We start from the raw sequence: 13,598 nt of genomic DNA, 5'->3' as shown, positions 1-13,598 counted from the left end.
AGCTCAACGCAGTGCGCTAAACGTACAAAAAGTGGACAACGCGCAGAGCGCACGCAGAACGTCGACAAGCTTCTCGCCCGCCCGCCGCGCTCTTAACCTTCCCGGCAACCGTGTGAGCGTCCCCTGTGACGAAGGAGTCACCGCCATGGCCCCACCCCTGATCGAACTGATCAGAGCCACCAAAAGGTTCCCGGACGGCTCGGGTTCCGTGCACACCGCGGTCCGCGAGCTGAGCATGACCGTCGAGCCGGGGCAGTTCGTCGCCGTGGTCGGGCCGACCGGCTGTGGCAAGTCGACCACGTTGTCGCTGGTGTCCGGCCTGCAGCCGGTCTCGGCCGGGCGGGTACGGGTGCACGGCACGGACGTGAAGTCAATTCCGGACGGCGTCGGCTACATGTTCCAGACCGACGCGGTCATGCCGTGGCGTTCGGTGCTGGACAACGTGGCTTCCGGGCCGCGGTTCCGCGGGGTGCCGAAGGCACAGGCCAGAGCCAAGGCGGTGGACTGGATTTCCCGGGTCGGCCTCGCCGGCTTCGAGAAGTACTATCCGCACCAGCTTTCCGGCGGTATGCGCAAGCGTGTGGCGCTGGCGCAGACGCTCGTGACGGACCCGAAGATCCTGCTGATGGACGAGCCGTTCTCCGCGCTCGACGTACAGACCCGCGCGCTCATGCAGGACGAGCTGCTGCGGCTGTGGTCGGGCAGTGCTTCTGCCGGCCCACCCGCCCCGCCTGGCGCTGCGGTCATCTTCGTGACGCACGATCTGGACGAGGCCATCGTGCTCGCGGACAAGGTGGTCGTGCTGACCACCGGCCCGGCCACCGTGAAGGACGTCTTCGAGATTCCGCTGCAGCGCCCGCGCAAGGTGGAGGAGCTGCGGCTCACGGAGGAATTCCGGGTGCTGTACTCGAATATCTGGGAATCGCTGCGCGGCGAGGTCGACAAGGCCCGGCAGAAGGGGGCGGGCAATGTCGCTTGAGACCTCGGCCGCGTCGGCGGAGCAGCTGCCGGTGCTGGAGACCGAACAGGACGTGCTGGCCAGGGCGAAACGCTCGGCCGCGCGGCACCGGCGGAACGTCTGGCTGCTGCGGCTGGCGATCGTGGTGGGGTGGCTGGGCAGCTGGGAGCTGGCCGGCCGGTTCTGGATCGACCCGTTCTTCTACTCGATGCCCTCGAAGATCTGGCAGCGGCTGGCCGAATGGTTCACCGCCGGAACCGATTTCGGGTCCATCTGGTACCAGATCCTGGTGACCGTCGAGGAGGCGTTCCTCGGGTTCGTGCTCGGCGCGATCGCGGGCGTGCTGTGCGGGGTGGTGCTCGGCCGCAGCCGGTATCTGGCCGAGGTGCTGGCGCCGTTCATCAAGGCGGCCAACGCCATGCCCCGCATCGTGCTCGCCGCGCTGTTCGTGATCTGGTTCGGCCTCGGACTGTCCTCCAAGGTCGCCACGGTGTTCGTGCTGGTGTTCTTCGCGGTGTTCTTCAACGCGTTCACCGGTGCTCGCGAGGTGGATCGCAACCTGATCGACAACGCCCGCATCCTCGGCGCCACGCGTGGACAGGTGCTGCGCTCGATCGTGTTGCCCAGCGCCACTTCGTGGATCCTCTCCTCGCTGCACGTGGCCTTCGGTTTCGCACTGATCGGTGCCGTGGTCGGGGAGTACACCGGGGCCAAGGCCGGAATGGGCTTCCTGATCGCCAACGCGCAGGGCACCTTCGACACCGCCGGGGTGTACGGCGGGATGCTGATCGTCATGGTGGTCGCGTTGTTCGCGGAATGGGTCATCGGCACGGCCGAACGCCGGTTGCTGCGCTGGCGTCCGCAAATGAGCGCCGACGACGGGAATCGAGCCATCTGATGCGTCTCAAAAGGACACTCGCGAGCGCGGCCGCGGCGCTGGTCACCCTCGGCGGGGTCACCGCCTGCCGCGACTCCCGGTTGATCGACCTCGGCGACGGCGGCCGCCCGCACATCAAGATCATGGTCGGCGGACTGTCCAAAGTGATCTATCTGCCCGGTCAGCTCGCGCACCAGCTCGGCGAGTACCAGAAGCAGGGGATCGACGTCGAACTCTACGACCAGCCCTCCGGTGCGAACGCGGAGACCTCGCTGCTGGCCGGGGAGGTGCAGGCGGTCGTCGGATTCTACGACCACACCATCGACCTGCAGGCCAAGCAACAGTGCCTGACCAGCGTGGTGCAGTTCGCCAACGTGCCCGGCGAGGCGGAGATGGTGGCCACCGGCAAGGCCGGGCAGATCCGCTCCGGTGCGGACTTCCGGGGCCGGAACCTCGGGGTCACCTCGCTCGGCTCGTCGACCGACTTCCTCACCAAGGCGCTCGCCGCGCGGGGCGGGGTCGGCGGAAAGGACTACACGCCAGTGAAGGTCGGCGCCGGGCAGACGTTCATCTCGAACCTGCAGCAGGGGGCGATCGACGCCGGGATGACCACCGATCCGACGATCGCGCAGCTGACCACCACCGGCCAGGCCAAGATCCTCTACGACCTGCGCACGGTCGAGGGCACCCGGGCCGCGCTCGGCGGGCTCTACCCGGCCAGTTCGCTGTACATGAGCTGCGAGATCGTGAAGCGCTACCCGGACGTGGTGCAAAAGCTGGCGAACGCCTACGTCGACACGCTGAAGTGGCTCGCGACGCACACCGCGGAGCAGGTCGCGGACGTCATGCCGCCCTCGTTCGCGGGCGGGGACAAGGCGTTGTACGTGAAGTCGCTCAAGGACAGCCTGCCGATGTTCACCAAGGACGGGCGGATGGATCCGGCCGGCGCGCGGAACGTGCTCGAAGTCCTCGGTTCCTCGTCGAGCAACGTGAAGCCGAAAAAGGACCAGGTCGACCTTGCCCAGACATACACCACCCGATTCGTGGATGCTGCGCGCACACGCTCGGCGCAGTAGTAGTCCATTCCGCGGACATAAGGTTGGTGAACTTTCTGCTCGAATAGGGAAGACCATGCGAAAGTAGCTACCTTCCCGCTCTCGCGAATCCAAGACTGATCAACGTCGGCACCTCGGGTCCCCATGATCGGATTGGATTTGCATGTACTCACCACGACCAGGCTGGACTGTCCGGCTCGTTGCGGTCACCGCGGCCGCGGCGGCGAGCCTCGCCGCCGTCGCGGGTACCGCGGCGGCCACTCCCGGCCATCGTGTCTTCCACGGGCACAACCACGAGGGCGGGAACTGGGGTGGTTACGTCAGTTCCGGCGATTTCACCACGGCGACCGCGTCCTGGATCGAGCCCGCCGTCACCTGTAACTCCAGCGAGGAGATCGTCTCGCCGTGGGTCGGTATCGACGGCGACGGATCGTCCACAGTGGAGCAGACGGGGGTGGATACGGACTGCTACGGCGGCGAACCGTTCAAACGGGTGTGGTACGAGATGTACCCGGGCGATTCGGTGTATTACCCGGCCGACGAGACCCCGGTGGACGCGGGTGACCGGATCACCGCGACCGTCACTCGCTCCGGCGATGACTACCGGCTGGACATCAGCGACACGACGAAAGGCTGGACGAAGAGCACGACTCAGACATTGAACGCCCAGCACATTTCGGCCGAGGCGGTCATCGAGTCCCCGAGCGGCTCGTACCCGTCGATCTCCGGTGACATCGAGTTCAGCGGGGTGCGGTTCGACGGCCGGAACCTCGCCGATGCCGACCCGCAGCGCTTGGACGCGGACGACAACGGCCGCGGTACCTTCAGTCCCAGCGACATCGGCTCGGACGGCCAGAGCTTCTCGATGAGCCGCCACTGAGCCTCCGGCCGCGCCCGGAAGTCACCCGTACGGGGCGGCTTCCGGGCGCTGTCACAAAGCCGTGCGGAACTGTCGTTCTCCGGTCTCGGTAGTCGCGTTTTCCGCTTCTAGCTTGGTTCCCAGTAGATCTTGGGAGGCCAGGCACATGACCGCACTGCTCGAAGAACGACGGGTGCCCGCGACGATCGGCACGCGTGGTGTGCAGCGGATGACCACGGTGTTGTTCGTGGCGGCGGTGCTGCTCGCGGCGTACACCGGGTTCCGGCTGCCGGGCGACTGGGCGGTCACGCTGGAGTCGGTCTCGCTGACCGACGGGTTCCACCGCCGGTTCCTCATCGGCACCTTGCTGCGGCCGTTCGCCTTGGTGTTCGGGTACGACTACTGGGTCTACGCCATCGCCGGGTTCCTCGTGCTCGGGCTCCTGCTCGCCGTGCTGACGGTCGTGTTCTTCCGGGCTCGCACGATCAGCAAGCAGTTCCTCGTCATCGGGTGGCTGCTGATGCCGACCGGCGGTTTCCTGTTCCACGAGGTGGGCTACTTCGACCAGGTGCTGTATCTGCTGCTCTTCGGCGCGCTCTGCGCGCTGAACCGGGGCCGGCTCGTGCTCGCCGGCGGGCTGATGGTGGCGTCCGTGCTGACGCACGAGATCGCGTTGCTCACCGTGATTCCGGTGTTCGGCTTCGCGCTGCTGCGAAAGCTCCCGTTCCGCAAGGCCTGCGCAGTGCTCCTGCCGTCCGCGGGAACCGGTCTGGTGCTGTTGGCGCTGCCCGCGGCCGCGCCCGGGGCGGTCCAGCGGTTCCAGCAAGTGCTGGCGGACGCGCGCTTCCCGTTCCGGGACGACGCGATCGGCCTGTTCAACCGCAGCCAAGCAGAGAGCTGGGGCGTCTACTCGATCACCGACGTTCTGCTCTACCTGCTGCCGATCGTGGTCGTGGTGGTCGCCGGATTCCTGCTCCTGCACCGGCCTTCGCTGTCGGCGCTGCTGTCGCTCGCCGCGATCCTCACCCCGGCGCTGCTCGCCTTCGGCGGCTGGGACGAGGCGCGCTGGGGGTTCCTGCTGATCACCGGGTTCGTCATGGTGCTGTGGATCCAGCTCGGCGACCGGGAACTCGGCCTGCCGCGATTCGGTGCGCTGGCGGCGATCCTGCTGATTCTCGCGCAGCTGCCGATGCCGTACTTCGACGGCTTCCAGCCCCGCGAGGTCACGCTGGTCGGTACTCCGCACGCGGTGGGCGCGTTCCGGTGAGGTGAACCGTCACGGGTCGAGGGCCGCTTCCTCGCCTGCGGATGATGGTCAGCGAGCCGGGGCTGATCCACCACAGCGCTGCGGGAAGTCGATACGCATCCGTGGCGTTCGCGGAACCCCTTGCGCTGCAAGGACTCTCGGGGTCCATAGAATGTCTGTGACAACGCGCTCGCCGAGGTCCATCACGACCCATTGACAACATTCGCCGACGTCGAGTACGCGGTGATGGAACGGGACGACTGGTACATGACGCCTGCTTGCACTCCCGGCACGACTACCTCACCCCGGTCGAACACGAACACGCTTACTACCCTCAACACCAGCCACGCCGACCGGCGATGGCCTGAAACCGAAGCCGGTCCCTTACCCGTGACGGTTCCAGGGTTCCGGCAAAGTCGGTGTAGAGGTCCGTGAAGGGACCCTTCACGGACTCTGAGTCTGTGAAGGGACCCTTCACAGACCCGAAACCGGTCCGGCGCACACCACGAGGTGGGCGCACACACCTCCGCATCGCCCGCTGCCGGGTCGTCGGCCAACTTTGCCGGGGCCCTGCGTGACGGTTCAGAGGCCGGCCCGCGCGATCACGCTGATGCGTCCTCCGCGCGCCGGGGGAGCGTCAAGGTGAAGACCGCGCCGCCGTCGTTGTGCGCGGTGAGCGTGCCGCCGTGGACCAGGGTGTTCTCCCTGGCGATGGACAGGCCCAGCCCGCTGCCCTCGGTCTCCTGCCGGGAGTGGTCGCCGCGGACGAAGCGGTCGAACAGGATCGGGAGCAGGTCTTCGGCGATGCCGGGGCCGGCGTCGGAGACCCGCAGGACGACCTCGTCGGCGCGGCCTTCGAGGGAGACCTCGATCGGCGCGGTGCCGTACCGGACGGCGTTGACCAGCAGGTTGCACACGATGGTGTGGACACGCCGGGGATCGGCGAGCACCGTCGTGTCACCGGTGGCGGTGCAGCGCACCGCCGAATCCGGGGCGCTGACCTCGATCGCGTCCTCGACCAGTGCGGGCAGCTCGATCGGCTCCGGGCGGAAGTCCGTGGAACCGGCGTCGAACCGGGAGATCTCCATCAAGTCCTCGACCAGTTTCGCCAGCCGCCGGGACTGCGTGGCGAGCAGCTCGCTCGCCCGGCCGCGCAGCTCCGGGTCGGTGCTCGCCAGATTGTCCACAGTGGCCACTATCGAAGCGAGCGGAGTCCGCAGATCGTGCGCGACGTCGGCGACGAACCGTTGCTGCTGCTGGTCTTTGGCCCATAGCTCGGTGATCGACTCGCTCACCCGCTGTGCCATGGTGTTGAAGGAACCGGCGAGGTCGGCCAGTTCGTCACGGCCCCGCACCGGGACCCGGACATCGAAGGCACCGTCCCCAGTTGCCTCGCCGCGGAGGCGACCCGGCGGACCGGCCGCTGGATGTAGCGGGCGGCCAGCAGTGCGGCGGCGACCCCGAGCACGCCCACCCCGAGCGCGATGTAGACCAGTTGCTGCGGCTGGTTGGCCAGCCCGACCTCGACCGGGGACAGGTCGAAAAACTGCACCATCCAGTAGTTGCCGTGGTTCCCGGCGACCACCAGCAGCTTGCGTCCGGTCTCGGGATCGATCGCGGTCGCGGTCCGGAAGTCCGCCGGGCCGGCGGTGTGCACCAGCACCTGGTCGGCCACGGTGGCCACCACTCCGGAGCGGTCGCCGACCCGGGCAGGCGCCGGTTGCGGAAGGCGGTAGAAGTTGGTCGAGGCGTAGTTGAGCATCCGGGACGATCCGTCCGGATCCCGGGTGAACAGCGCCCATTCTTGGGTCCTGGCACTCGCGGCGTCGGCAAAGGCTCGCTGTTGCTCGTCGGGGCTTTTGAGCAGGGGCCAGACCTGGCCGAACACCGAGCCGAAGGCGGATTCCGCGGCGAAGGTGAACCCGCCGATCACCTCGTTCTTCTGCAACGCCCCGGCGGCGAACGCCATGGAGGCGGTCGCCGTGGTGGTGACCAGCACGACGGCCGCGGTCACCCGGGTGCGAAGCCCGAAGGCAGGCCACTTCACTGGTCGGCCAGCCGGTAGCCGAGGCCGCGCACGGTCCGCAGTACGACCGGGTTCGCCGCATCGTCCTCGATTTTCGCGCGCAGCCGCGCCACCGCCGCGTCCACCAGCCGCGAATCGCCGACGTAGCCGTAGTCCCACACCCGCTTCAACAGGGTCTGCCTGCTCAGCACCTGGTTCGGATGCTGGGCGAACTCGACCAGCAGCCGGATCTCGGTGGCGGTGAGGGCGAGATCGGCGCCGTCGCGGGTCACGCTCATCGCACCGAGGTCGAGTTCGAGCCTGCCGATCCGCAGCACTTCGGCGGACGGCCCGGCGGTGCTGACCGCGCGCCGGCCGACCGCCTTGATCCGTGCGTCGAGTACCCGCGGTTCGACGGGCTTGACGACGTAGTCGTCGGCACCGCATTCGAGGCCCGCCACGATGTCGATCGGATCGCCACGGGAGGTCAGCAGGATCACCGGGACTCTGCTGCCGGCCCGGATCCGCCGGCAGACCTCGAACCCGTCGATCCCCGGCAGCATCACGTCGAGCAGCACGAAGTCGAACTCGGCCCGTTCGGTGAACAGCGCTTCCAGCGCCGCCTCCCCGGTCGGGGCGACGAGGACCTGGTGCCCGAGTGCGCCCAGCGCCAGCGAGAGCGCCTCGGCCAGCGCACGGTCGTCCTCGACGAGCAATAGACGTGACATGGAGCCTCCGGAGATCGAGTGCAGGCCCGATCCTAGGAGTGCCTGGGGGTGCGACCGGGGAGTCCGTGCGGAATCGTCGTGGTTCCGTGCGGATTCGTCACTCGGCGGGGTCAGCCTTGCCGCCCGCCGACCGCGAACACCATCAGCGCCGGCAGCTGCGAGATCCCGGCCTGGACCATCATTCTCGTCTTCGCCCAGATCCGCAGCCGGCATCACGTCGGCCGGGGCCACCGCGGTCGAACTCCCAATACCAGAGCGAAAAGATGTTCGTCCAATACCCCACGCCGCCGCTGATCAGCACCGCGACGGTCAGCAACGTGGTCAGCGCGGGCAGCAGCCACCACGGGCGCAGCACCATCTCGTCCGGCAGCGCCAGCTGCAGGGCGAGCGTGCCCGCACGACGGACGCCGCGGCCCAGCGGGTCTCCCCGCCGGTGGCCGGCGCCAGGCAGGCAGTTCTTCGCCCACCACTCCTGCACGGTAGACCGGCCATCGAAGATCCATAGTGGACAGTCTGGTGGCTCGGTGCGGCAGCCGTTGACCGCACGGCCCGGAGGGGCGGTGACGACGGAAAAAGAGCGGTTCGAGTGCCTCCAGCGCACTCGAACCGCTCCTTTCCTTTCCATGCCGCGGGATCGGCAGGTCTCACACGTTGCTGATCTCCTCGATCAGCCCGTCCACGTCGAAGTGCTCGCTCTCCGCGCCGAGCGGCACCAGCTCGTAGGAGGACTCCAGGAACGCCCGGACGTCCTCCCGCTCCAGCTCGAACGCGGCGTAGCCGTCGGGCGACTCGATCTCCAGGGTGAGCAGTTCCTCGTCCTCGGACAGATCCGGGCGGATCCGCACGTCGCCGAGGCCGGCCGGTTCGGTGAGCCCGGTGGCGAGCAGATCCCGGGCGAACGTCCACTCGATCCACCGGCCGCGTTCGGTCCGGAACGCGACGGTGACCGCGAACGGTTCCCCGGCGTGGAAGGACAGCCGGGAGAGCACCGGGGTGGTGCTTTCGTTCAGCAACACGAACTGGGTCTGGTGAATGGTGTCGGTGTGCACGGCTGCTCCTGGGGTCCTCCGGTCGTTCGCACCTCGCGAACCGGTCGGCAGGGAGAGGTCCGAACCCGGAGGCCGTGACGTGGGTTCTCCGACGTTCACGCGATCGGCTGCATCTGTCCTCTGTGGTGTAACGCCGGACGCAGTGTTCTTGCGCGGATCGGGGCTCAGCCGAGCGGCAGGGTCAGCCCGACCTTGACCCGGTCCATCGCGACGCTGGTGGTGAAGTGCCGGACGTCCGGGTTGTCCACGAACATCCGCCGGCTCAGCGTCTCGAAGGCGGTCATGTCCGAGCAGGTGACCACGAGCGCGAAGTCCGCCGTGCCGGTCACGTAGTAGCACTGCTGCACGCAGTCCTCGGCGAGCACCTGGCGGCGGAACACCTCCAGCACGCCGAGGCTCTCCCGCTCCAGCTCGACCATCACGACGAAGGTCATGTTCAGCCCGAGCGCGGCCGGGGACAGCACCGCGACCTCCTTCTCGATCACGCCCGTCTCGCGCAGCCGCTTGATCCGCCGCTGCACCGCCGCCGCGGACAGGCCGACCTTGGCGCCGATCACCTCCGCTATCGTGCGGGCGTCGGCCTGCAGGCAGGAGAGGATGGCGAGGTCGAGCTGATCGAGGTCGGGAGTGCGCACGCCCCAGGCTAACCGGATCGACCGATCGGCCGCCTGGCCTTTGATCCACCACCGCGGAGCTGCGCTTACTACCTCCTATCGAGCTAATGTGGAAGAGGTCTCTCAGTGACCTGCATCACAACTGACTGGTCTACCGGGTGGTAGCCCATACAAGAGACACAGCCGGGGGAACCGCCGCCGCCGGACTGGGAGGTTCCGTCGTGAGTGTCGCTGGAGTGTCGCCGGCGCGTGCCGCCGTGCTCGCCGGATGGGGCGGTGCGCTGCCCGAGCAGGTGGTCACCAACCACGAGATCGCCGCCCGGCTGGACACCACCGACGAGTGGATCCGCACCCGCACCGGGATCCGGGAGCGGCGCAAGGCCGGGCCCGGTGAGTCCACAGTGGAGCTGGCGGTCCGGGCGGCCCGCGACGCGCTCCGCGGCGGCAGCGCGGACGCGGTGGTGCTGGCCACCTCCACCCCTGATCAGGTATGCCCGGCCAGCGCGCCCCAGGTGGCGGCGCGGCTCGGGCTGGGCACGGTGCCCGCGTTCGACGTGAACGCGGTGTGCAGTGGGTTCCTCTACGCGCTGGCCACCGCGGCGGGGTTCATCTCCAGCGGGATCGCACAGCGGGTGCTGGTGATCGGCGCGGACGTCTTCACCTCGCTCATCGACCCGGAGGACCGCACCACGGTGCCGATCTTCGGCGACGGCGCCGGCGCGCTGCTGCTGCGGGCGGGCGACCCCGGCGAGAGCGGGGCGCTGGGCCCGATCGATCTGCACAGCGAGGGCGAGCAGGCGGAGTTGCTCTGGGTCAAGGCGGGCGGTTCGCGCTGCCCGGTGCCCGCCGACCCCCGGGAGCGGTACCTGGTCATGCAGGGCACCTCGGTGTTCCGGCAGGCCTGCGCCCGGATGGCCGAGTCCTCGCGTGCGGTGCTGGAGCAGGCGGGCTGGATGGTCGGCGACGTCGACCGGTTCGTCGGGCACCAGGCCAACATCCGCATCCTCCAGGCCACCGCGAAACAGCTCGGCCTCCCCGCGGACGCGGTGGTCGCGAACATCGACCGGGTCGGCAACACCAGCGCCGCGTCGATCCCGCTGGCGCTGGCCGACGCGGTCGCCGAAGGCACCGTGGTGCCCGGCCACAAGGTGCTGCTCTCCGCGTTCGGCGCCGGTCTCACCTGGGGTGCGACCTTGCTGACCTGGCCTTCGCTGGCCTGATCCCGCGGCTGCCGGAGCGGCGCCGCGCTGACGCCGCTCCGCTCCCGTTCTCCCGTTCGCCGGGCGGGAAGTCCGTGAAGGACCCCTTCACGGACTCAAAGTCCGTGGGTGTCGGCAAAGTCGGTGTGGAGGGCCCTGCGCAGCTGCGGAGGGCTGTGAAGGGTCCCTTCACGGACTCTGAGTCCGTCAGGGGCCCCTTCACGGACCCGAAACCGGTCGGGCAGCCATGGCTCTGTCTGCTGATCACGGGTCCTCGATCAACTTTGCCGGGGCCCTGAACCCTGACCCGTAAATAGGTACCAAATCACCCTCTTGGGGCGCGTGGTTCTTATGGGACTGCTGAGGCACTCCCTATTTGCACCCCGAACCAGGCGCCCCAGCGGGGCACAAAGACTGAGTCTGTGAAGGGTCCCTTCACGGACTCAGAGTCTGTGAAGGGACCCTTCACAGACCTGCCGACAGCTGACCTGGCGGAGGGCTCAGTCGGTCCACGCCCGGGTCGACTGGTGCCTGCCGCGCAGATGCAGTTCGCCGTGCAGCCGCCAGTGTTCGCGTTCCCCGCCCAGTGCGGCTTTCACCGTCACCTCGGCGGCCAGGATGCGTGACGGCACCGACTTCGCGTCCTCGGTGAGCCGGGCGGCCTCGTTGACCGCGTCGCCGATCACGGTGTACTCCAGCCGGCTCGACGTGCCCAGCTGACCGGCGAACACCGACCCGGTGGCAACGCCGATACCCAGGTCCAGTTCTCCCTCGGAGACCACGGCGTCGCGGATCGCCCGTGCGGCGGCCAAGGCCATCGTCGGGCCGTCGGCCAGGCGGGTCGGCGCGCCGAACACGCACAGCGCGGCGTCGCCCTGGAACTTGTTCACCAGCCCGCCGCGGGCGTCCACCGCGGAGACCACGCTGGCGAAGAACCGGTTCAGCTTGTCCACCAGCTCCTGCGGCGGGGTGCGGAACGCCAGCGCGGTGGAGTCGACGACATCCACGAACAACGCGGTGACCTCGCGGACATCCCCGGACAGCGAGGCGCCGTATTCGAGTGCGTGCCGGGCGACGTCGGTGCCCACGTGTTTACCGAACAGGTCGCGCATGCGGTCCTGTTCACGCAGTCCGGCGACGAGGTCGTTGACCGAGGTCTGTAACATCCCGATCTCGCTGGAGTCGTCCACGTCCACGCGTACGTCGGTGATGCCGCGCGCGATCCGGTCCAGTGCCACCCGAAGCCGGTGCAGCGGAGAGGCGACCGCCCGCGCCAGCAGCGCGACGCCGAGCGCGCCGGTGACCAGCCCGGTGACCGACAGCACGACCAGGCTCGGCGTGGGGTCCGTCTGGCTGAGGTCCGGCGGCGTGGCCACCAGCAGCACGCCGATCAACGGCACCCCGCAGGCCAGCGCCCAGGTGACGATCAGGCGCGTGAGCACGGTGACCGGCAGCGATCCCCGCAGCGGGAGCACGTCCAGCGCCATGGTCATCACCGGACGGGCCACCCATTCCGCGGCGAGGTAGGTCAGGCCGACCGTGGTCAGCCCGCCGAGCCCGATGGTGAGCGCGATCCCGGCCGCGTCCCGCAGCGAGCCCAGCACCCCGGCGAGGACGCCGAGGGCGAGCGCGCCGAGCAGCCACAGGGTGCCGCTGACCACAGCCATGTCCACCGGCAATCGCAACGCGCGGCGCGCTTCGTCCTTGCCCGGCGGCTGCCCGCGGGTGAACCAGACGACCGTGCGGCGCTGGAGGTACGCCGTCCACAGCGTGCCGATGAGGAGGCTCACCGCGACGACCCCGCCCGCGGTGGCGCCGAGAATCCAGCCGTTGCTGCCGACGTCCGCGGGCAGGCCCTGCAGGAGAAGCAGCAACGCCACCACGCCCGCACCGGCCACACTCGACCCGACGCCGAGCGCGGCGAAGCCCAGACTGGTGCGCAGAACCAGCCGGAACCGCCCCGCCGTCTTTCCGCGCACCCGCCGATCGTATGGGTTTTCTCGGCCGGGAGCGAGAAAACCCACGGCCGGGCCGTCACCGCGACAAGTTCAAGGCCGTGAAGGGCCCCTTCACGGACTCAGAGTCCGTGAAGGGACCCTTCACAGCTTCCGTCTCCGGGAGAGTACGGAGTGGAGGGTGGTCAGGAGGTTCGCCTTGGGGCGGTTTACCGAGGCAGCGGGGTCAGAACTCCCACTCGCCGATCCGGCCCATCCGCCGCAGCGCGGGAACGAGCGTGCTCGCTCGCAGCGCGAGCCGGGAGCCCGCCGGCAGCCGCGCGGCCACCTCCGGGCTCGCCCAGCCGGTGGCGTCCAAACAGGACAGCAGCCGCAGGCCGTAGCGCTCCAGCTCGTGCGGATCGTCGATGCCCCAGTGCAGTTTCGCGTTCGCGCGGCGGACCACCGGGTTGAGAAACTGGATTTTGATCCCGAGCGTGCTGAAGAAGTCCCAGATCAGCCGTCCGGACGGGAACCGCCCGACCAGCCGGCGCACCAGCTCCGTCCCGGTCGCCGAGGTGAGGTACATGGTCAGCCCCTCGGCGACGATCAGTGTCGGCCGATCCGCCGGAACCCGCTCCAGCCAAGCGAAATCGATGACCGAGGAGCCGATCGTGGCGTAGCCCGGCCGCGCCGGGTAGATCCGCTCGCGCAACGCGATCACGTCGGGGTAGTCGATGTCGAACCAGGCGACGGTGGCCGGCGGGTCGAGCCGGAAGACCCGCGTGTCCATCCCGCAGCCGAGGTGCAGCACGACCGCGTCCGGATGCCGGTCCAGCCAGGCCTTGGCGAGTTCGTCCATCGCCCGCGCCCGGATCACCACGGACATCGCGGTGTCCTGGTTGACCCCGAGCCGGGAGAAGTCGTACTCGATCCGCCGCACCGCCTCGTCGGCCGCGGTGTCGCCGAGCACCGGATCCGCCCGCCGCGCGTCGAGGGCACGCCCGTACAGCGTGCCGAGCATGGTCTCCTTCTCCTTGGTGAATCGCACCTTCTCCACCGGATCGCCCCCTG

General features: G+C 68.8%; 14 protein-coding genes. 6 read left to right on the top strand and 8 right to left on the bottom strand.

Features of this window, described 5'->3' with window-relative positions:
* The first annotated feature begins 145 nt into the window (after positions 1–145).
* The 5 genes from ATK36_RS15235 to ATK36_RS15215 all read left to right on the top strand — a co-directional run bounded on the left by ATK36_RS15235 (position 146) and on the right by ATK36_RS15215 (position 5,016).
* Positions 146–979, top strand: a complete 834-nt coding sequence (locus ATK36_RS15235; protein WP_098512082.1) for an ABC transporter ATP-binding protein — start codon at positions 146–148, stop codon at positions 977–979.
* Complete coding sequence (locus ATK36_RS15230) at positions 969–1,856, top strand: ABC transporter permease (protein WP_098512081.1); 888 nt, start codon at positions 969–971, stop codon at positions 1,854–1,856. The genes ATK36_RS15235 and ATK36_RS15230 overlap by 11 nt, the downstream gene beginning before the upstream one ends.
* On the top strand, positions 1,856–2,911 hold the full coding sequence (locus ATK36_RS15225) for an ABC transporter substrate-binding protein (protein ID WP_098512079.1): 1,056 nt from the start codon (positions 1,856–1,858) through the stop codon (positions 2,909–2,911). Before ATK36_RS15230 ends, ATK36_RS15225 begins: the two co-directional genes overlap by 1 nt.
* A gap of 142 nt (positions 2,912–3,053) precedes the next feature.
* Complete coding sequence (locus ATK36_RS15220; RefSeq protein ID WP_098512078.1) at positions 3,054–3,770, top strand: G1 family glutamic endopeptidase; 717 nt, start codon at positions 3,054–3,056, stop codon at positions 3,768–3,770.
* Positions 3,771–3,915: 145 nt separating this feature from the next.
* The gene (locus tag ATK36_RS15215) at positions 3,916–5,016 is read left to right on the top strand and encodes a hypothetical protein (RefSeq protein ID WP_098512076.1); all 1,101 of its coding nucleotides are present in this window, start codon (positions 3,916–3,918) and stop codon (positions 5,014–5,016) included.
* A 581-nt stretch (positions 5,017–5,597) separates the two neighbouring features.
* Here ATK36_RS15215 and ATK36_RS33560 read toward each other — a convergent pair.
* The 6 genes from ATK36_RS33560 to ATK36_RS15190 all read right to left on the bottom strand — a co-directional run bounded on the left by ATK36_RS33560 (position 5,598) and on the right by ATK36_RS15190 (position 9,412).
* Complete coding sequence (locus tag ATK36_RS33560; RefSeq protein ID WP_245914757.1) at positions 5,598–6,350, bottom strand: sensor histidine kinase; 753 nt, start codon at positions 6,348–6,350, stop codon at positions 5,598–5,600.
* Positions 6,287–7,009 (bottom strand): hypothetical protein, encoded by a 723-nt coding sequence (locus tag ATK36_RS33555; RefSeq protein WP_245914755.1) that lies wholly within the window; start codon positions 7,007–7,009, stop codon positions 6,287–6,289. Before ATK36_RS33555 ends, ATK36_RS33560 begins: the two co-directional genes overlap by 64 nt.
* A 29-nt stretch (positions 7,010–7,038) precedes the next feature.
* A complete protein-coding gene (locus ATK36_RS15205) occupies positions 7,039–7,728 on the bottom strand; it encodes a response regulator transcription factor (RefSeq protein WP_098512075.1) in 690 nt (229 codons plus the stop codon).
* A gap of 178 nt (positions 7,729–7,906) precedes the next feature.
* The gene (locus ATK36_RS33550) at positions 7,907–8,329 is read right to left on the bottom strand and encodes a hypothetical protein (protein WP_245914753.1); all 423 of its coding nucleotides are present in this window, start codon (positions 8,327–8,329) and stop codon (positions 7,907–7,909) included.
* A 43-nt stretch (positions 8,330–8,372) separates the two neighbouring features.
* Positions 8,373–8,777, bottom strand: coding sequence for an SsgA family sporulation/cell division regulator (locus ATK36_RS15195; protein WP_098512073.1), 405 nt, complete (start codon positions 8,775–8,777; stop codon positions 8,373–8,375).
* Positions 8,778–8,941: 164 nt separating this feature from the next.
* Positions 8,942–9,412, bottom strand: coding sequence for an Lrp/AsnC family transcriptional regulator (locus ATK36_RS15190; RefSeq protein ID WP_098512072.1), 471 nt, complete (start codon positions 9,410–9,412; stop codon positions 8,942–8,944).
* A 215-nt stretch (positions 9,413–9,627) separates the two neighbouring features.
* Between ATK36_RS15190 and ATK36_RS15185 the strand changes: the two genes are divergently transcribed.
* Entirely contained in the window at positions 9,628–10,611 is a 984-nt protein-coding gene (locus ATK36_RS15185; RefSeq protein WP_098512070.1) for a beta-ketoacyl-ACP synthase III, read from the top strand.
* 479 nt (positions 10,612–11,090) lie between these two features.
* On the opposite strand, the gene ATK36_RS15180 is transcribed toward ATK36_RS15185, so the two are convergent.
* Positions 11,091–12,569 (bottom strand): adenylate/guanylate cyclase domain-containing protein, encoded by a 1,479-nt coding sequence (locus ATK36_RS15180; RefSeq protein ID WP_098512069.1) that lies wholly within the window; start codon positions 12,567–12,569, stop codon positions 11,091–11,093.
* 202 nt (positions 12,570–12,771) lie between these two features.
* Entirely contained in the window at positions 12,772–13,584 is an 813-nt protein-coding gene (locus tag ATK36_RS15175; protein ID WP_098512067.1) for a class I SAM-dependent methyltransferase, read from the bottom strand.
* Positions 13,585–13,598: the final 14 nt, after the last annotated feature.

The sequence above is a fragment of the Amycolatopsis sulphurea genome, assembly GCF_002564045.1.
GTDB lineage: Bacteria > Actinomycetota > Actinomycetes > Mycobacteriales > Pseudonocardiaceae > Amycolatopsis > Amycolatopsis sulphurea.
The sequence above is the reverse complement of the archived record's forward strand: the minus strand, read 5'-3'. Positions and strand labels throughout refer to the sequence as shown.